The sequence below is a fragment of the Variovorax sp. RO1 genome (genome assembly GCF_002849325.1).
GTDB lineage: Bacteria > Pseudomonadota > Gammaproteobacteria > Burkholderiales > Burkholderiaceae_C > Variovorax.
In genome coordinates this window covers 101,828-119,561 of record NZ_PKMT01000006.1, presented here as the reverse complement: position 1 = coordinate 119,561, position 17,734 = coordinate 101,828, and the positions used below count along the sequence as shown (strand labels likewise).

General features: G+C 67.8%; 15 protein-coding genes and 1 riboswitch. Of the genes, 12 read left to right on the top strand and 3 right to left on the bottom strand.

Features of this window, described 5'->3' with window-relative positions; genetic code table 11:
• Nucleotides 1-13 precede the first annotated feature (13 nt).
• Complete coding sequence (locus CY658_RS25600) at nucleotides 14-805, top strand: zinc-dependent peptidase (protein WP_101492874.1); 792 nt, start codon at nucleotides 14-16, stop codon at nucleotides 803-805.
• 84 nt (nucleotides 806-889) lie between these two features.
• Here CY658_RS25600 and CY658_RS25595 read toward each other — a convergent pair whose 3' ends face one another.
• From CY658_RS25595 to CY658_RS25585, 3 genes are read right to left on the bottom strand one after another with little or no spacing between them, the layout of a single operon-like run.
• Complete coding sequence (locus CY658_RS25595) at nucleotides 890-3,766, bottom strand: DUF349 domain-containing protein (protein WP_101492873.1); 2,877 nt, start codon at nucleotides 3,764-3,766, stop codon at nucleotides 890-892.
• Entirely contained in the window at nucleotides 3,763-3,945 is a 183-nt protein-coding gene (locus CY658_RS25590; RefSeq protein WP_101492872.1) for a hypothetical protein, read from the bottom strand. Before CY658_RS25590 ends, CY658_RS25595 begins: the two co-directional genes overlap by 4 nt.
• A 10-nt stretch (nucleotides 3,946-3,955) precedes the next feature.
• Nucleotides 3,956-7,765 carry a DUF748 domain-containing protein gene (locus CY658_RS25585; RefSeq protein WP_101492871.1) on the bottom strand — a complete coding sequence of 1,270 codons (3,810 nt, stop codon included), beginning with the start codon at nucleotides 7,763-7,765 and terminating at the stop codon, nucleotides 3,956-3,958.
• A gap of 726 nt (nucleotides 7,766-8,491) precedes the next feature.
• Here CY658_RS25585 and CY658_RS25580 point away from each other — a divergent pair.
• From CY658_RS25580 to tolQ, 11 genes are all read left to right on the top strand, one after another.
• Nucleotides 8,492-9,352 (top strand): lytic transglycosylase domain-containing protein, encoded by an 861-nt coding sequence (locus CY658_RS25580; protein WP_101492870.1) that lies wholly within the window; start codon nucleotides 8,492-8,494, stop codon nucleotides 9,350-9,352.
• Between the two features lie 49 nt (nucleotides 9,353-9,401).
• A riboswitch (ZMP/ZTP riboswitch) is annotated at nucleotides 9,402-9,528 on the top strand.
• 38 nt (nucleotides 9,529-9,566) lie between these two features.
• Nucleotides 9,567-10,811, top strand: coding sequence for a serine hydroxymethyltransferase (gene glyA, locus CY658_RS25575; RefSeq protein WP_101492869.1), 1,245 nt, complete (start codon nucleotides 9,567-9,569; stop codon nucleotides 10,809-10,811).
• 36 nt (nucleotides 10,812-10,847) lie between these two features.
• Nucleotides 10,848-11,291, top strand: a complete 444-nt coding sequence (gene nrdR, locus CY658_RS25570; protein WP_007836918.1) for a transcriptional regulator NrdR — start codon at nucleotides 10,848-10,850, stop codon at nucleotides 11,289-11,291.
• A gap of 41 nt (nucleotides 11,292-11,332) precedes the next feature.
• The gene (gene ribD, locus CY658_RS25565) at nucleotides 11,333-12,451 is read left to right on the top strand and encodes a bifunctional diaminohydroxyphosphoribosylaminopyrimidine deaminase/5-amino-6-(5-phosphoribosylamino)uracil reductase RibD (RefSeq protein ID WP_101492868.1); all 1,119 of its coding nucleotides are present in this window, start codon (nucleotides 11,333-11,335) and stop codon (nucleotides 12,449-12,451) included.
• 86 nt (nucleotides 12,452-12,537) lie between these two features.
• Entirely contained in the window at nucleotides 12,538-13,203 is a 666-nt protein-coding gene (locus tag CY658_RS25560; RefSeq protein ID WP_101492867.1) for a riboflavin synthase, read from the top strand.
• Nucleotides 13,200-14,354 carry a bifunctional 3,4-dihydroxy-2-butanone-4-phosphate synthase/GTP cyclohydrolase II gene (gene ribBA / locus CY658_RS25555; protein ID WP_099796647.1) on the top strand — a complete coding sequence of 385 codons (1,155 nt, stop codon included), beginning with the start codon at nucleotides 13,200-13,202 and terminating at the stop codon, nucleotides 14,352-14,354. Before CY658_RS25560 ends, ribBA begins: the two co-directional genes overlap by 4 nt.
• 6 nt (nucleotides 14,355-14,360) lie before the next feature.
• Nucleotides 14,361-14,822, top strand: coding sequence for a 6,7-dimethyl-8-ribityllumazine synthase (gene ribH / locus CY658_RS25550; protein ID WP_101492866.1), 462 nt, complete (start codon nucleotides 14,361-14,363; stop codon nucleotides 14,820-14,822).
• Nucleotides 14,819-15,349: a transcription antitermination factor NusB gene (gene nusB, locus CY658_RS25545; RefSeq protein WP_099796645.1), complete on the top strand. Its 531-nt coding sequence runs from the start codon at nucleotides 14,819-14,821 to the stop codon at nucleotides 15,347-15,349. Before ribH ends, nusB begins: the two co-directional genes overlap by 4 nt.
• The gene (locus CY658_RS25540) at nucleotides 15,346-16,533 is read left to right on the top strand and encodes a pyridoxal phosphate-dependent aminotransferase (RefSeq protein WP_101492865.1); all 1,188 of its coding nucleotides are present in this window, start codon (nucleotides 15,346-15,348) and stop codon (nucleotides 16,531-16,533) included. Before nusB ends, CY658_RS25540 begins: the two co-directional genes overlap by 4 nt.
• Complete coding sequence (gene ybgC, locus CY658_RS25535) at nucleotides 16,530-16,988, top strand: tol-pal system-associated acyl-CoA thioesterase (protein ID WP_101492864.1); 459 nt, start codon at nucleotides 16,530-16,532, stop codon at nucleotides 16,986-16,988. The genes CY658_RS25540 and ybgC overlap by 4 nt, the downstream gene beginning before the upstream one ends.
• Nucleotides 16,985-17,707 carry a protein TolQ gene (gene tolQ, locus CY658_RS25530; RefSeq protein ID WP_099796642.1) on the top strand — a complete coding sequence of 241 codons (723 nt, stop codon included), beginning with the start codon at nucleotides 16,985-16,987 and terminating at the stop codon, nucleotides 17,705-17,707. The genes ybgC and tolQ overlap by 4 nt, the downstream gene beginning before the upstream one ends.
• Nucleotides 17,708-17,734: the final 27 nt, after the last annotated feature.

Below are 17,734 nucleotides of genomic sequence, written 5' to 3'. Positions count from 1 at the left end.
CGCACCGCTGCCGATGTTCAAGTGGCTGCGCCGTCTGCGCACCCTGCCCCCGATTCCCGACGCCGCCTGGCGCGCCACGCTCACGCGCTACGCGTTCCTGGGCGAGTTGCCGCCTGCCGAGCAGCAACGGCTGCGCACGCTCGCAGCCGAGTTCCTGCGTGACAAGGAATTCCATGGCACGCAAGGCTTCGTCATCACCGACGAGGTGGCGCTGGCCATCGCGGCGCAGGCCGTGCTGCCCGTGCTGCACCTGAAGGACGGGCTCGACTGGTACGACGATTTCGTCGGCATCGTGGTGCACCCGTCCGAGGTGGTGGCACCGCGCAAGGTCGTCGATGACGCGCTGGTCGTGCACGAGTACGAAGAGGTCGTCGCCGGCGAGGCGATGGACCAGGGCCCCGTGATGCTCAGCTGGCAGGACGTGCTCGCAAGCAGCGTCACCAGCGAGGGCGGCTACAACGTCGTGATCCACGAGTTCGCCCACAAGATCGACATGCGCAACGGCATCGCCGACGGCTGCCCGCCGCTGCCGGCCGGCTTCATGGGCCGGCGCAGTGCGCGCGAGGCACGCGCAACCTGGATGGCGGTGCTGCAACCGACCTACGACGACTTCCGCGAGAAGACCATCCTCGCCGAGCGCTTCGGTGCCGAGCCGCCCTGGCTCGACGACTACGGCGCAACCTCGATCAGCGAATTCTTCGCGGTGGCCTGCGAGGCCTACTTCGTGAACCGGCCGAACTTCGCGCGCGACTTTCCGCAAGTCGTGGCGCTGTTCGACGCCTTCTTTCTTCCATCGAAGTCTTGAACTGACGCGGTTCAGACAAAGAAAAAGGCGCCTCGATGAGGCGCCTTTTTCATGCATGCGGTTGCTTCGCCGCAATGCTTCGTCTTACTTGCGCAGCAGCGCCTTCAGCGCGTTCTGCAAACGGCGCGCGGTGGTGGCGTCGTGCGCAGCAGCCAGCACCTTGCCGGCGTCCTGGCCCCAGGTCTGGGCCGGCGTCGGATCACCGCGCTTCGTCAGCAGCTTGAGCTGCAGCGCGCGGCGTGCGTCGAGCTGTTCGGCGGGCGTCGGCACTTCGGCGGCCATCTCGAGGCGCAGCAGCGCTTCGGCGGCATCGCTCGCGGCGGCCGTCGGTGCGGTACCCACGGCTTGCGACCACTGGCCGCGCACGGCCGGTGTCACGGCACGACCCAGCTCCTGCACGCTCGGCAGGCGGGCGGCGTCGCGCTGCTCCCAGGCGCCAAGCACCTGCGTGAGCGCTTCGCCGTGGGCCTGTGCGGCCAACTTGCGCAGCGCAAAGTCGGCGCGCTCGAGCGCTTCGCGCTGGGCGCGGAAAGCGGCATCGCCCAGACGCGGACCACGGTCTTCGCGCGGCGGACGGTCGCCGAAGCGGCCACCACCGCCGGGCGCACCGCGATCGCCACCGCGGGCATCGGGACGCGGACCGCCACGGTCGTTCGGACGACCCGGGCCACCGGCACCAGGACGGCCTGCATCGCGGCGGTCGCCGAAACGGCCCGTACCGCGAGCAGCCGGTGCGGCTTCGCCCTTCTTGCTGCTGGGCCGATCGTCGCCACGCATGGCCACCACAGGCTTGGGTGCAGGCTTCGGCGGCGCTGCTGGCGCGGGCGCCGGGCTGTCGACGCTGGCGGCTTCGCCAGCTTCGTGTGCGGCGCTGTCGCTGCGGGCCGAGGCATCGGCGCCGTCTGCGGGAGCAACCAGATCGGGCGCGTCGGCCGATGCCGTCGCGGGTGCGGACGGCGTGGCTTCTGCATCGCTCGAACCCGGCGTCTGCTCGGCGCTTTCGCCGAACTCGGCGGCAGCCTGGCCGGGGGCTTCGACACCGGTCGCGCCGACCGCGGGGCCGTCGCTCGGGGTGGCCGGAGCCGGTGCGGGCGCTGGTGCCCGAGCAGGCGCTTCACCGCGCAGCGCGGCTTCGAGGCCGGCGATGGCGGCGCGGATCTTCTGTGCGTCGCCGCCGGCATTGGCCGCGTCGAGCGCCTTGGACGCGTCGAGCACGTAGCGGTCGTGCTCGCTCATGGCCGACGACGCCTTTTCGCGCTCGGCGGTCTTGCGGTTGAAGGCTTCGTCGATGGGCGCGCGGAACGCGTCCCACAGCTTCTGTTCGTGGCGGCGGTCGAGCGGCACGCTCTGCGCCTCGGCCTGCCAGCGCTGCTGCAGCGCCTTGACGGCGTCGATGCGCAGCATCGGCTGGGCGCCCAGCTCGGCGGCCTCGGCGATCATGGCCTGACGACGTTCGACGCTGGCCTTCTGTGCCGTTTCGAACGGGGCGCGAGCGGCACCGAAGGCTTCGTTCCACAGCGGTTGCAGCTCGGCGAACACCTTCTCGCCCACGTGGCCGGCATCGCGCCAGCGGTCGGCGAACTGGTGCAGCGCGCGGTTGTGCGCCTTCAGGTCGGTGGCGCCGGCATGTTCGGCGGCCCAAGCCTTGACCTCTTCGATCAGCGCGACGCGCAGGCCGCGGTGCTCGGCGGCGTCGGCGCGCACCTTCTCGAGCCAGGCCTCGACGACCTTGTGGGCTTCGTTGCAGGCTTCGTCGAAACGCTTCCACAGCGCGTGGTTCGGCACGCCGCCCTGGTCGGCCTGCTTCCACTGGTCGCGCAGGGCGCGCAGGGTTTCCTGCATCTTTCGGCCGCCGAGGGCCTGGCCTTCGGGGCGCTTGAGCAGGCCTTCGGCCTTGGCGACGAGGTCTTCGCGGACCTTGTCAGCGCTCCAGCGCTGCCAGCCTTCGAGTTCACCGGCGGCAACCAAGGCGGCGTGCACGCGGGCTTCGAGCGGCGCGTCGACCAGCTTGCCGTGCTCCTTGAGCACAGCGCGCAGTGCGGCGGCGGCGCCGGCACTGGCCTTGCCGTGGCCTTCGGCGGTTTCCTGTTCGAGCTTGGCGAGGGCGGCCTGCACGGCGTCTTGCGCCGCGGCGCGCACGGCCGGGTCGACCTTGGGTGCGGCGGGGCGGGCGGGTGCGGCAGCCTTGGGAGCCACCACTTCGCCGCGTGCGGCGCGCAGTTCGTCGGCCCAGACGGGCACGGGCGGCAGCGGTGCGGCGGCGTCGGCGGCTGCGGCAATGGCTTGCGCCAACGCGCCGTGGAACGAGTCGGACACCACGAGCAGCTGCGACTTGGAGGCGTCGAGCTGGGGGGCGAACTTGGCGTCGAGGCTGTTCCAGTTGGCATCGGCCACGATGTCGGCGGCCTGCTGTTGCCAGTGGGTCACGTCGGCGCGCAGCGATTCCTCGGCGGCCTGGGCGTCTTTCCAGCCCTTGGTGGACAGCACTTCAAAGCGCTGCGCCAGCAAGACAGCGGCTTCACGGTGGACCTGCGCACGGTGCTGCAGGTCTTCGATGCCCTTGACGCGCTCAGCCAACTGGGCCTTCAGCCCGGCCAGCGGTTCGCGCGACAGCGGCGCGCCAGCCTTGGCGGCGTCACGCTGCCAGGCCAATGCGTCGGCGATGTTGAGCTTGGACTGCGCCAGCAGCGTCTCGGCTTTCTGGGCCCATTCGGCGGCAATGGCCTCCTGGCCCTTGGCGCGTTTGATTTCGTCGAGCTTTTCGCGCAGCAGGCGCGCGGCGCCCTTGTCGCGGCCGCTCAACTCCTTGAAGACCTCTTGCATCAGCTCGGGCGTGGGGTTGCCCGCGAGCCAGTCGCGGATGCGCGCGGAACGCTCGCCCGAGGTTGGCGCGGTGAAGGCGCCACCGGTGAGCGTATCGAGGGCCTGGAGGTCGTGTGGCTTGGAAGAAGTAGAGGTCACTGCGCGAAATCGTTGTCTTGGTAGAGAAAGCGAAGGCGCCGGCAAAGGCCGGCGCACATCGACATTTTCACCCAGTTGGCGAACAGCCCGCCGAATTCCGTATCGGAAGCTCGGCGCGCACCGTTCGGCGGGCTGGAAAGGGCCCGCTGGATATATGGCAAGGCGAGGCGAAAAGCCAAGCCCCGCCGGCTATTTCATGGTCAGGCTCAGCTCGGCGCCGGGCTTCCAGTCGGCACCGCTGGCCGTGGTGCGCACGGCTCCCAGGAACAGACGCTCGCTCGGCAGCTTCTGCGCCAGCAGGTAGTCGCGCACCACCGCGCCGCGCTCGACCGCGAGCTGGCGCATCGACTCTTCGTCGACCGGCACGCTGGTCAGCAGCAGGTTTTCCATTTCCTTCACAGGCAGGTCTTTGGCTAAGCCGACCATGTTGCGCGGCTTGGTGACGTCGGAACGCTTGTAGACGGCGGTGAGCAGCGCCGGGTATTCGGCATCGGTCACCGGCGGCACCTCGGTGCCGGTCTGGCCGCCGCGCACGGCGACGCGGCGCTTCTCGGCCTGGGTCAGCTGGCGCAGGCGCTGGCGCTGGTAGGCATCGCGCTCCTTCTCGAGGCTGGAGGTGCCCACCACGGTCATCTGCAAGGTCGGCCGGTCGGTCAGGGCCTTCACGACCTTGTCCAGGCTTTCCTTCGCGCCGGTGCTGAGCGCCGAGCTGCCGGGCTCGAAGGTGATGGCGCTCGAATCGCCGCCGCCGCCACCACCGAGGCCGCCCGTGAGCAGGCTGAACGGCGCGGTCACGGCCTTGACGATCAGGTTGACCACCGCCTTGAAGATCAGCGGGCCGATGCTGAACTGCGGGTCGTTGAGCGAGCCGCTGAGCGGCAGGTCGACGTCGATCACGCCGTTGCGGTCGGCCAGCAGGGTCACGGCCAGGCGCACGGGCAGGCTGTTGGGCGCACCGGCCACTTCGTCGCCGAACTTCAGCTGATTGAGCACCAGCTTGTTGGTGGCGGTGAGCTGGCCATCAGGCGCGATCTTGTAGTTGACGTCCATGCTCATCTTGCCGCGCTCGATGCCGTGGCCCGCGTAGCGCACCGAGTACGGCGACAGCGGCGCGAGGTCGAGGTCGCGCATCTTGGCGGTGATGTCGAGCTCGAGCGGCTTGGCCAGCGGATTGAGCTTGCCAGTGATTTCCAGCGCCGCGGTCTGCTGCGCCTTGCCGCGCAGTTCGAGGTCGGCGAGCGCCGGGCGGCCGCCCTGCCCGTTCGGCGGATTCGACGAGAACGAACTGAGCTTGCCGGTCAGCTCGCTCAGGTCGGCCGAGTAGTTGGGCTTGACGAACAGGTCGGTGAAATCGATCTTGCCGTTGACCAGGCTCATCGGGCCGAAGTTGATGACAGGCGCCGGGCCGCTGTCGGCCGCGGGCGCGCCAGCTACCACCGGGGCGGATGCGGCCGGTGCGGCCTCAGGGGCACCGCCGACCATGGCTTCGGCCGACACCGGCGCACCACCCGAGGCCCGCTGCGGCGCCGAGGCCGGCGCGCGGGTCGTGGTGGTCGTGCCGCCCGGGCCCTTCTTGGTGCTGGCTTCAGTGGCAGCGGCGGCGGCCTTCGAGGCTTCCTCGCCCTTCTTGGTCAGGCTCAGCAGGTTGAGGCGACCGGTGGGATCAACGATCACGCGGGCGAAGAAGTCGGTCAGCGTGGTCTCGCGCACATCGACGGTCGGCGCCGCATTGGGCGCCAGGCTGACCTGCAGACCGCGCAGGCTCAGGGTCTTCCAGCTCAGCAATTGGCTGTTGCCGCGGTCGAAGCCCGGCGATTGGGTCAGCGAGACGCTGTTGGCGCGAAAGTCGTCCAGCGCGGTATCGCCGGCCAGCTTGACGCTCATGCCGGCTGGCGTGGTCGCATAACGCACCGTGCCGCGGTAGCTCGCGAAGGCGCGGCGGATGTCGACATTGAGCGCGTCGGCGTAGTAGGCCTTGAAGGCATGCGCCGGGAACGACGCCACCTCGAGCCGGCCCTCGGCCGCCAGCGGCTTGAGCACGACGGTGCCCTTGTAGTCGAAGCGCCCCGGGTCCGCGCGGCGGCCCGCGCCGATGCGGCCCGACACCTGCAGCGGCGAGACGGTGTTGGTGTCGGGCGCGATCTTCTGGGCGTGGAGCTTGAAGGCCGTGACCTCGATCGCCACCGGCGCCGAGCCGGCCTTGTCCGCATAGGACAGGCTGCCGTTGTCCACGGCCAGCGTGCCCAGCGTCAGCGCCCAGGGCTTGGTGTTGGCATTGGCGCGCGCCGCGCCGGCGTCGGCCGGCTTGGGCGCCGCCACCTTGACGCCGCCGGCCGGGGTCTTGAGCCAGCGCTCGAACATCCAGCGCTTCTCGTTGTCGCGCTCGATGCTCACCTTGGGGTTGGTCGCGGTGAACGACGCGATGTTCAAGGTGTGCTTGGTCATGTCGACCTCGGCATCGACCAGCTCGAAGCGGCCAACGCTGGCCAGCGCGGTCTTGGCCTGGGTGAGCGCCAGACCGTCGGCAGCCAGGCGGCGCGCCTTGAACTTCAGGTCGGGCTGGGCCCAGGACACGTCGATCTGGCCGCTGAGCTTGCCGTCGAGCGTGGGCTCCAGGCTCTGCGCCAGGTACGGCGCGGCCAGCGAGAGCGGCAGCGCCTCGACCTCGGTCTGCACGTCGGCCACCTTGTCGGTCGCCGTGCCCTTGAACTTCAGCGTGGCGCCGGCAACGGCGGTGCTGCCGTCGAACTGTGCGGGCTTTTCCATGGGCCAGGTGACGGCCGTGAGGTTGATTCCGAGGTCGGTGAGGTCGATGGACGCGCCGGGCTTGACGGTCTCGTCGCGCCAGCCGATGCGTCCGCCGTCGAGCGCGATCTTGTCGACCTGCACCTTGAGCTTGGGCTTCTCGGCCGGCTTTCCGCCCGGCGCGCTGGCTGCGGGCGTGGGCAACGGCGCCACCTTTTCGGCCGTGCCGGTCGCGGGGTTCGTGGCCATCAGGTTGAGCTGGCCGGCCGCGTCGCGCGCCACCACCAGTTGCGGCTTGGTCAGCGCAACCTCGCTCAAATGAAACACGGACTCCAGCGGCCGCACGTCGGCCAGTGCCAGCTTGAGCGAGTCGAAGCCCAGCAGGTCACGACCGCGGGCGTCGCTCAGCTTGGCGCCGTGGGCCTCGACCGTGCCGGTGATCTTCAGGCCGATGGTGCCGGTCTGCTGGAAATCGATCTTCAGGTCCGCGTCCAGGCTGCCGGCCTGCAGCTTCACCGGCAGGCCGCCGGGGATGTAGCCCAGGTACGGCACGAGGTCGAGCCCCTTGAACTGCACGTGGGCGTCGGTCTTGCGGCTTTGCGCGAACGGCGTCGTGAAGGCGGCCGAGTCGAACTGGCTGCCGTTGAGCGCAAAGGCCAGCTTGGGCTCGGTCTTGATCTCGCGCTGGGAGGCGAGGTTGCTCAGGAACGGCACGTTCAGCGTGAAGCCGCGCAGTTCGTGGCGGCGTTTGACGGTCTGGTCGTCGAAATCGACCGCACCGTCCTTGATCGAGATGTTGTAGATCGCAAAGCGCGCGGGCTCGGCGTTGGGGTCGGGCGGCGGACCCGAGGCCAGCTTGGCCAGGATGTCGTCGATGTCGTACTTGCCGTCGGCCTGGTGCGTGAGCAGCACCGCGGGCGCCTCGACCGTCACCGCGTCGATCACCGGCGCCAGGCGGAACAGCGATTGCAGTTCGGCGTCGGCGTAGATGCGCTTGATGGCCACCTGCGGCTGCTTGCCGTCGACGGTGGCAATGCGCAGGTCATTCAGTGCGAGTTCGAGCGTCCAGGGCTTGAAGTCGATCTTGCCGACGGTGACTTGGCGGCCCAGTTTCTCGCTCGCAATCTTCTGGAGCTGGCTCTTGGCAATCGGCGGCACCGCCAGCCAGGCAATGACCCACAAGGCCAACAACACCAGCAACGCGACAACCCCACGCCGCACCCATTTGTTCTGTTTGATCGAAGCAGCATCCATTCGCAGAAGTGTGCCGCAAACAGATGCCAACAAAGTTGGCTGAAACGTGAATGCGTTCCCATTTGGCGAGGCATTGCGATGCGCCTGCGGCGCTCAGCAAGACAGTGAGGCAGAAAGTGCGCAGCGCTGCGCAGGTGAGGTCCTAAAACGAGAAAGCCCGGTGAGTCGACGAAGTGTCTTGTCACCGGGCTTGATGGCGGGCTCAAAACCCATGCCATCGATTCGCGCGACCGGAAGTAATGGTTCCCGCCGTGCTGGCAGCAAGAGATTGCCGCCGTGGAGTCCTCCATCGTTCGAGTCCTTGACTTGCACCTCGGACTGCCTGACTTCGGAAAAACGCCTGAAACCTCAGGCCCGTTCAGATTAGGCGTCCCTCCCTTCCTTTGCAAATGTCTTTTTCCAAGGGATTTCCCGTAGGCGCCCCCCCCTGGCGCCCCCTCGGACGAGGGGATTCTTCAAGCATTTATTAACATATGAAACTAAATCCTTATGCTTGACCGTGTATTTAGCCACGCTAGAATCCGCCTGCCCTCGCTGCTCGACGCAGGAGGGCCTCCCTGAATCCGCTGCCGAATTCCACCGGCGTGATCAGGCCGCCGCGCTCCCACCCCCACCCCTCCATGCGCGGAGCCTGATTCGTAGACATACCAATCCAAGCGCCGTTGCCTTCATCCATCGCCCTTTCCGGCGCTGCATGCCAGGTGCCGCACAGAAAGGAAAAAAGCGATGAGCAAGGCGTTTGATGCCACAGCCCGCGGGCTACGGACCTTCGTGTCCGATGTGGCAGACGGCTTTTTTGAAATCACCCACAACGGGTTTGCACTGGTCGGTCTGGCCATCGTGTTCGCGGCCCTCGCCCTCGTGGCGCGTCCCGACCTGCGCAAGACCGGCGAGGAACAACTGATGGGCTGGCTGCAGTCGCGCAAGCCCGCGCCCGAAGCCACCGACCTGGAGCCGACCGCCATCGTGCGTACCACGGCTGCGAGCCCCGACGAGCTGCCCAAGCAGCAGGCGGCGGTGGCTTACTGGCTCAGCAAGAAGTACCGCGTCGCGGCCGAGCCGCTGAGCGTGCTGGTCTCCGAGGCCTACCAGATCGGCAAGCGCACCAAGCTCGACCCGACGCTGATCCTGGCCATCATGGCCATCGAATCCAGCTTCAACCCGTTCGCGCAAAGCCACGTCGGCGCGCAGGGCCTGATGCAGGTCATGACCCGCGTGCACGGCGACAAGTACGAAAGCGCGGGCGGCACGCTCACCGCCTTCGACCCCGTGACCAACATGCGCGTCGGCGTGAAGGTGCTGCAGGAATGCATCGCCCGCGCCGGCTCGCTCGAAGGCGGCCTGCGCTACTACGTGGGCGCTGCCAACCTCGACGACGACGGCGGCTATGCCGCCAAGGTACTGGCCGAGCACGAGCGCCTGCGCCAGGTCGCCGCCGGCCGTGCGCCGTCGACGATGGCCGTGCCGCCGCCGACCACGGCGCGCGCACAGCCGATTCCCGTCGTGGCACCCGCCAAGCCGGCAGGCGAAGAGCCTGCCACCGGCAGCGAGCCGGCCAAGGTCGCCCTGCTCTCCGCGGTTTCCTGAGGCCTTGTCACCCCTACAGGCCCGGATGCCTCCGGGCCTGCGCTACACTCGGCCTGTACGCGACTGGCGATAGGCGCAGCACCCCGAAAAAGGTGCCACGCGCTGACGTGGAATACCACTGGGAAGCGTGCCGCCTGACCACAACAGGCGTTCAGCCGTTCGCCTGGGCAGCCCTTGTTTGGTTGAACAAGGACCTCGTCTTCAAAGGACTGCCATGTACCACCGCAACATCCTGGTCGAACAGACCGATCCCGAAATCTGGGCCGCGATTCAAGCCGAAAACGCGCGCCAGGAACACCACATCGAGCTGATCGCCAGCGAGAACTACGCCTCGCCGGCCGTCATGCAGGCCCAAGGCTCGCAGCTCACCAACAAGTACGCCGAAGGCTACCCGGGCAAGCGCTACTACGGCGGCTGCGAGCACGTCGACGTGGCCGAGCAACTGGCCATCGACCGCGTCAAGCAGATCTTCGGCGCCGACGCCGCGAACGTGCAGCCGCATTGCGGCGCCTCGGCCAACGAAGCCGTGATGCTCGCCTTCCTGAAGCCCGGCGACACCATCATGGGCATGAGCCTGGCCGAAGGCGGCCACCTGACCCACGGCATGCCTCTCAATATGAGCGGCAAGTGGTTCAACGTGGTGAGCTACGGCCTGGACGCCAACGAAGCCATCGACTACGACGCAATGGAACGCAAGGCGCATGAGCACATGCCCAAGCTGATCATTGCGGGTGCGTCGGCCTACTCGCTGCACATCGACTTCGAGCGTTTCGCCAAGGTCGCCAAGGACGTCGGCGCGATCTTCATGGTCGACATCGCCCACTACGCCGGCCTCGTGGCCGCGGGCGTGTACCCCAACCCGGTGCCGCACGCCGACATCGTCACCTCGACCACGCACAAGAGCCTGCGCGGCCCGCGCGGCGGCATCATTTTGATGAAGTCGCAGCACGAAAAAGCCATCAACAGCGCCATCTTCCCCGGCCTGCAAGGCGGCCCGCTGATGCACGTGATTGCCGCCAAGGCCGTCGCGTTCAAGGAAGCCATGACGCCCGAGTTCAAGGCCTACCAGCAACAGGTGGTCAAGAACGCCAAGATCGTGGCCGACACCCTCACCGAGCGGGGCCTGCGCATCGTGAGCGGACGTACCGAAAGCCACCTGATGCTGGTCGACCTGCGCGCCAAGGGCATCACCGGCAAGGAAGCCGAAGCCGTGCTGGGCGCCGCCCACATGACGATCAACAAGAACGCGATCCCCAACGACCCGGAAAAGCCGATGGTCACCAGCGGCGTGCGCATCGGCACCCCCGCCATGACCACGCGCGGTTTCAAGGACGAAGAGGCCCGCATCACGGCGAACCTGGTGGCCGACGTGCTCGAGAACCCGCGCGACGCGGCGAACATCGACGCGGTGCGCGCCAAGGTCCACGCCTTGACGAGCCGCTTCCCTGTCTACCGTTGATTTCGTAAGTAACAGAAGAAGAGAAGCACTGGCCGCATGAAATGCCCTTTTTGCGGTCATCTCGAAACGCAGGTCGTCGAGACCCGCGTTTCGGAAGACGCCGACTTCGTCCGCAGGCGCCGCCAGTGCAGCGCCTGCGACAAGCGCTTCACCACGTATGAGCGCCCAGACGTCAATTTCCCCGTCGTGGTCAAGAAAGACGGCAGCCGCGCCGACTTCGACTCGACCAAGGTGCGCGCCTCGATGATGCTGGCGCTGCGCAAGCGCCCCGTGAGCATCGAGCAGATCGACAACGCCCTGCTGCGCATCGAGCAAAAGCTGCTGGCCAGCGGTCTGCGCGAAATCGATTCGACCAAGGTCGGCGAACTCGTGATGCGCGAACTCAAGAAACTCGACAAGGTCGCCTACGTGCGCTTTGCCTCGGTGTACCGCAGCTTCGAGGACGTGGACGAGTTCCGGCAGCTGCTGCGCGATATCTGAGCAAGGCGCTGCCTCGCGCCGCCTTTTTTCGCTCCGTACCCATGCCCTCCTCCGAACACATCGCGACCGCCCTGCGGCTCGCGGCCTCCGCGATCCGTCTGACCGACCCGAACCCGCGCGTCGGTTGTGTGCTGTGCGACGCCGAAGGCCGCGTGATCGGCCAGGGCCACACGCAACAAGCGGGCGGCCCCCACGCCGAGGTGATGGCGCTGCGTGACGCGCAGGCCCAGGGCCATTCGACCGCGGGCGCCACCGCCTACGTCACGCTCGAACCCTGCTCGCACCACGGCCGCACCGGCCCCTGCTGCGACGCGCTCATCGCCGCCGGCGTGCGCCGCGTCGTGGCTTCGCTGGCCGATCCGAATCCGCTCGTGGCAGGACAAGGCTTTGCGCGCCTGCGCGCGGCGGGCATCGAGGTCGAGGTCGGACCGGGCGCCGACGAATCCCGCGAGCTCAACATCGGCTTCTTCAGCCGCATGATCCGCCGGCAGCCCTGGGTTCGAATGAAGATTGCCGCCTCGCTCGACGGCCGCACAGGCCTGCAGAACGGCGTGAGCCAGTGGATCACCGGCGAGGCCGCGCGCACCGACGGCCATGCCTGGCGGGCCCGCACGGGCGCGGTGCTGACCGGCGTCGGCACGCTGCTCGAAGACAATCCGCGCCTGGACGTGCGCCTGGTCGACACGCCGCGTCAGCCCCACCTCATCGTGGTCGACAGCCACCTCCAGACCTCGCCCGACGCTCACATTTTCATAGCTGGCCGCGCTGTCTGGATCTACGCTGCCAGCCGGCACAACGAAGAAAAGGCGGCCGCGCTCGAAGCCCGCGGCGCCACCATCACCTGCCTGCCCAACCTGCACGGCAAGGTCGACCTGCCCGCGATGCTCAAGGACCTCGCGGCGCGCGGCGTCAACGAGCTGCACGTCGAATCGGGCCACAAGCTCAATGGTTCGCTGCTGCGTGAAGGCTGCGTGGACGAGCTGCTGGTGTACCTGGCGCCCAAGCTGATCGGCAGCGGGCTCGACATCGCCAGCCACCTGCACGCCGACGGCCCGCTCACCTCGCTGACCGGCGCGCTGCCGCTCGAATTCAAGTCGGTGGACATGCTCGGGCCCGACCTGCGCATCGTTGCGCGCGTCGCCGGCCGCGACCGCTTCTGAGCCGTCGAGGCTGCGGCGCGGCACATTCGCTGCCGTAAACCGGCCCTTCGGGCCGAAGACCCCTCGATGTCTGCGAAAATGTGCGAATGTTCACCGGAATCATCACCGGCGTGGGGCGCATCGCCGCCATCCACGACCTCGGCACCTCCTCCTCCTACGGCAAGCGACTCAGCATCGAGGTGCCCGACGGCTACCTCGACGACGTCGGGCTCGGCGACAGCATCGCGCTCAACGGCGCCTGCATGACGGTCACGACGCTCGCACCTGAACGCGGGCAATTCACCATCGACATTTCCGCGGAGTCCCTCGACAAGACGGCCGGCCTGACCAACGAAGGCAGCCGCATCAACCTCGAGAAAGCCCTGCGCGCAAGCGACCGCCTCGGCGGCCACATCGTCTCGGGCCACGTGGATGGCATCGGCACGGTGAGCTTCTTCGCGCCGGTCGGCGAAAGCTGGGAGCTGCGCGTGGTCGCACCGCCCGCGCTCGCACGCTTCCTGGCCTACAAGGGCTCGATCACCATCAACGGCGTGAGCCTCACGGTCAACAGCGTGGCCGACATTGAAGGCGGCGCCGAGGTCAGCATCAACCTGATCCCGCACACCGTGGACAACACCTCCCTCGGCGGCCTGTCGGCCGGCTCGAAGGTCAACCTCGAAATCGACACTGTGGCGCGGTACGTGGAGCGCATGCTCCAGGCCGGCGTCCTGGTTCCGCAGACTTCCACGTATTCCAAGGACACCGCCGAATGAACGCCTCCGTCACGCCGATCGGCGCCTCCCGCGCCGACCGTGCGCCCGCACCGATCTCCCCGGTCGAAGACATCGTGGCCGAGCTGGCCGCCGGCCGCATGGTCATCCTCGTGGACGAGGAAGACCGCGAGAACGAAGGCGACATCGTCATCGCGGCCGACCACATCACCGCCGAATCCATCAACTTCATGGCACGCCACGCGCGCGGCCTGATCTGCCTCACGCTCTCGCGCGAGATGTGCGAGCGGCTGCAGCTGCCGCCGATGGTCCAGCGCAACGGCGCCAAGCATTCGACCGCGTTCACCGTCTCCATCGAAGCCGCCGAAGGCGTCACCACCGGCATCTCGGCCGCCGACCGCGCCCGCACCGTGCAGGCCGCCGTGGCGCGCAATGCCGTGGCCGCCGACCTCGTGCAGCCCGGCCACATCTTCCCGCTGCAGGCAGTGGACGGCGGCGTGCTCATGCGCGCCGGCCACACCGAAGCCGGCTGCGACCTCGCCGCCATGGCCGGCTGCTCGCCCGCCTCGGTGATCTGCGAAGTGATGAACGAAGACGGCACGATGGCCCGCCTGCCCGACCTGCAGATCTTCGCGGCCGAACACGGCCTCAAGATCGGCACCATCGCCGCGCTCATCGAGCACCGCAGCCGCGTCGAATCGCTGGTCGAAAAAGTCGGCTGCCGCGAGATCCAGACCAACTGGGGCACCTTCACGGCCCACGCCTTCATCGACAAGCCCAGCCGCGGCGTGCACCTCGCGCTGGTGCGCGGCCAGTGGGCGCCCGAAGACACGGTGTCGGTGCGCGTGCACGAGCCGCTGTCGGTGCTCGACGCGCTCGAAGTCAACCGCCCGATGCACTCCTGGAGCCTGGATGCCAGCCTCTCGCACATCGCGAATGAAGGCAAGGGCGTGGCCGTGCTGCTGAACTGCGGTGAAAGCGCGGCCGAGCTGCTGTCGCAGTTCGACGGCACCGCGCGCCCGGCGCAAGCCCCCGAGCGCGGCCGCATGGACCTGCGCAACTACGGCATCGGCGCGCAGATCCTGCGCGAATGCGGTGTGCACAAGATGAACCTGCTCGGCGCGCCGCGTCGCATGCCGAGCATGGCCGCCGGCTTCGGCCTCGAAATCGCCGGTTACCTCACGAAAGACTGAACGACCATGCAAGGTTCAAACAAGGGCGCGACCACGCTCAACGGCAAAGGCCTGCGCATCGGCATCGTGCAGGCGCGCTTCAACGCCGACATCACCGACGCGCTGGCCACGGCCTGCCTGTCGGAGCTCGAAGCGCTGGGCGTGGCTGCCTCCGACATCCATCACGTGCAGGTGCCCGGCGCGCTCGAAGTGCCCGTGGCGCTGCAGGCGCTCGCCGAGCGCGGCGGCTACCACGCGCTCGTGGCGCTGGGCTGCATCATCCGCGGCGAGACCTACCACTTCGAACTGGTGGCCAACGAATCGGGCGCGAGCGTGAGCCGCGTCGCGCTCGACTACCGCCTGCCCATCGCCAACGCGATCCTCACGACCGAAAACCTCGAACAGGCCGTCGCCCGCCAGACCGACAAGGGCCGCGACGCAGCCCAGGTGGCGGTCGAGATGGCACAACTGCTGGCCACCCTTTCATGACCGAAGACACCTCCAAGTCCGCCAAATCCCGCCAGTCGCGCACCGGCCTCACGAGCACGGGCGTTCGCAAGGCCGCGGCCAAGTCGAACCGCAGCCGCGCACGCGAGTTCGCATTGCAGGCGCTCTACCAGCACCTGGTGGGCCGCAACGACCCGACCGACATCGACCACTTCACGCGCGACCTCGCAGGCTTCCACAAGGCCGACGCGGCGCACTACGACGCGTTGCTGCACGGCTCGATCAACGGCGCCGAACAGCTCGACGCGCTGATCCTGCCGCTGCTGGACCGCAAGTTCACGGAAATCTCGCCCATCGAGCACGCCGTGATGTGGATCGGCGTGTACGAGTTCCAGAACTGCCCCGACGTGCCCTGGCGCGTGGTGCTCAACGAGTGCATCGAACTCGCCAAGGAATTCGGCGGCACCGACGGCCACAAGTACGTGAACGCCGTGCTCAACGGCCTGGCGCCGCAGCTGCGTCCGCTCGAAGTCGAAGCCGACCGGGCGTCGGGCAAGGCGCGCCCATGAGGATCGCGACGCGCGCGCAGCGCATCGAACCGTTTTACGTGATGGAGGTCGCCAAGGCGGCTGGGGTGCTGGCCCGCGAAGTGGCCCACACCGACCGTCCGATGATCTTCCTGAACATCGGCGAGCCTGACTTCACCGCCCCGCCCCTCGTGCAGGAAGCCGCGGCCCGCGCCGTGCGCGCCGGCGCCACGCAGTACACGCAGGCCACCGGCCTGGACCACCTGCGCGAACGCATCAGCGGCTGGTACAAGCAGCGCTTCAACGTCGACGTGCCGGCCCGCCGCATCGTCGTCACGGCCGGCGCCTCGGCCGCTCTGCAGTTGGCCTGCCTCGCGCTGATCGAATCGGGCGACGAAATCCTGCTGCCCGACCCGAGCTATCCCTGCAACCGCCACTTCGTGAGCGCTGCAGACGGCAAGGCCGTGCTGGTGCCGACCACGGCCGAAGAGCGCTTTCAGCTCACCGCAGCCAAGGTCGAGGCCGCGTGGACCGACAAGACGCGCGGCGTGCTGCTTGCCTCGCCGTCCAACCCGACCGGCACCTCGATCGCGCCCGACGAGCTGCGCCGCATCCACAACGTGGTGTCGCAGCGCGGCGGCATCACGCTGATCGACGAAATCTACCTGGGCCTCTCGCACGACGATGCTTTCGGGCAGACGGCACTGGCCATCGACGACAACGTCATCAGCATCAACAGCTTCAGCAAGTACTTCAACATGACCGGCTGGCGCCTCGGCTGGCTCGTGGTGCCCGAGGTGCTGGTGCCGGTGGTCGAACGCCTGGCGCAGAACCTCTTCATCTGCGCGAGCACGGTGTCGCAGTACGCCGCGCTGGCCTGCTTCGAGGCCGAGAGCATCGCCGAGTACGAACGCCGCCGCGCCGAATTCAAGGCGCGCCGCGACTGGTTCATTCCGCAACTGAATGCGCTCGGGCTGAACGTGCCCGTGGTGCCTGACGGCGCTTTCTACGCCTGGGCCGACTGCACGAGCGTGGCCGACAAACTCGGCATCTCCGGCAGCTGGGACTTCGCCTTCGAAACCATGAAGCGCGCCCACGTTGCCGTCACGCCCGGCCGCGACTTCGGCACCGCCGAGACCTCGAAGTTCGTGCGCTTCTCCACCGCCAGTTCAATGGCGCACCTGCAGGAATCGGTCGAACGCCTGCGGGCCATGATCGCCTCATGAGTTTCGAGTTTCCGATCCGCGTCTACTGGGAAGACACCGATGCCGGCGGCATCGTGTTCTACGCCAACTACCTGAAGTTCATGGAGCGCGGTCGCACCGAGTGGCTGCGCTCCCTGGGCGTCGAGCAGCGCAAGCTCAAGGAAGCCACCGGCGGCCAGTTCGTGGTCAGCGAAACGCAGCTCAAATACCATCGGCCCTCGCGGCTGGACGACGAACTGCTGGTTACAGCCGAACTCCGACAATTGGGCACCGCGTCGTTGACAATCGGTCAGCGCGTGCTATCAAAGACAGAGCAAGAGCGCACCGGCGCTGCGGCACCGGTCTTGCTGTGCGAAGGCACGATCCGCATCGGATGGGTGGACGCCGCCACCTTGCGCCCTGCGCGCATTCCGGCCCAAGTTTCGGGAACCCTCGAGCACTCCAGCGGCTCCATGATTCAACCTTTCAAGCCATGAACCAAGATCTCTCCATCATCAATCTCCTGCTCCACGCCAGCTTCGTGGTGCAACTGGTCGTGCTGCTGCTGGTGATCGTGTCGGTCGCCAGCTGGGCCGCCATCATCCGCAAGTACTTTTCCCTCAAGCGCATCCGTGTGCTCAATGAAGACTTCGAGCGCGAGTTCTGGTCGGGCACCAGCCTCAACGAGCTGTTCGCCTCGGCGGCACAAAACGCCAAGTTCGCCGGCCCCATGGAGCGCATCTTTGCCTCCGGCATGCGCGAGTACCAGAAGCTGCGCGAGCGCCACGTGACCGATGCGCCCACGCTGCTCGACGGCGCCCGCCGCGCGATGCGCGCGAGCTTCCAGCGCGAGCTGGATGCGGCCGAGCAGAACCTGTCGTTCCTGGCCACCGTCGGTTCGGTGTCGCCGTACGTGGGCCTCTTTGGCACGGTCTGGGGGATCATGCATGCCTTCACCGGCCTGGCCGCCCTCACGCAGGTGACGCTGGCCACCGTGGCGCCCGGCATTGCCGAAGCGCTGGTGGCCACGGCCATCGGCCTGTTCGCCGCCATTCCCGCGGTGGTCGGCTACAACCGCTTTGCGCGCGAGATCGACAAGATCGCCATCGCCCTGGAGACCTACATCGAAGAGTTCTCCAACATCCTGCAGCGCAACCTCTCGGCCAACCCCGGCGCCGTGACGCCCGCCGCCTCGGTCACCGCCGCGAACCGCTAAGTAGCGGCGCGCACAAGACAAAGGACG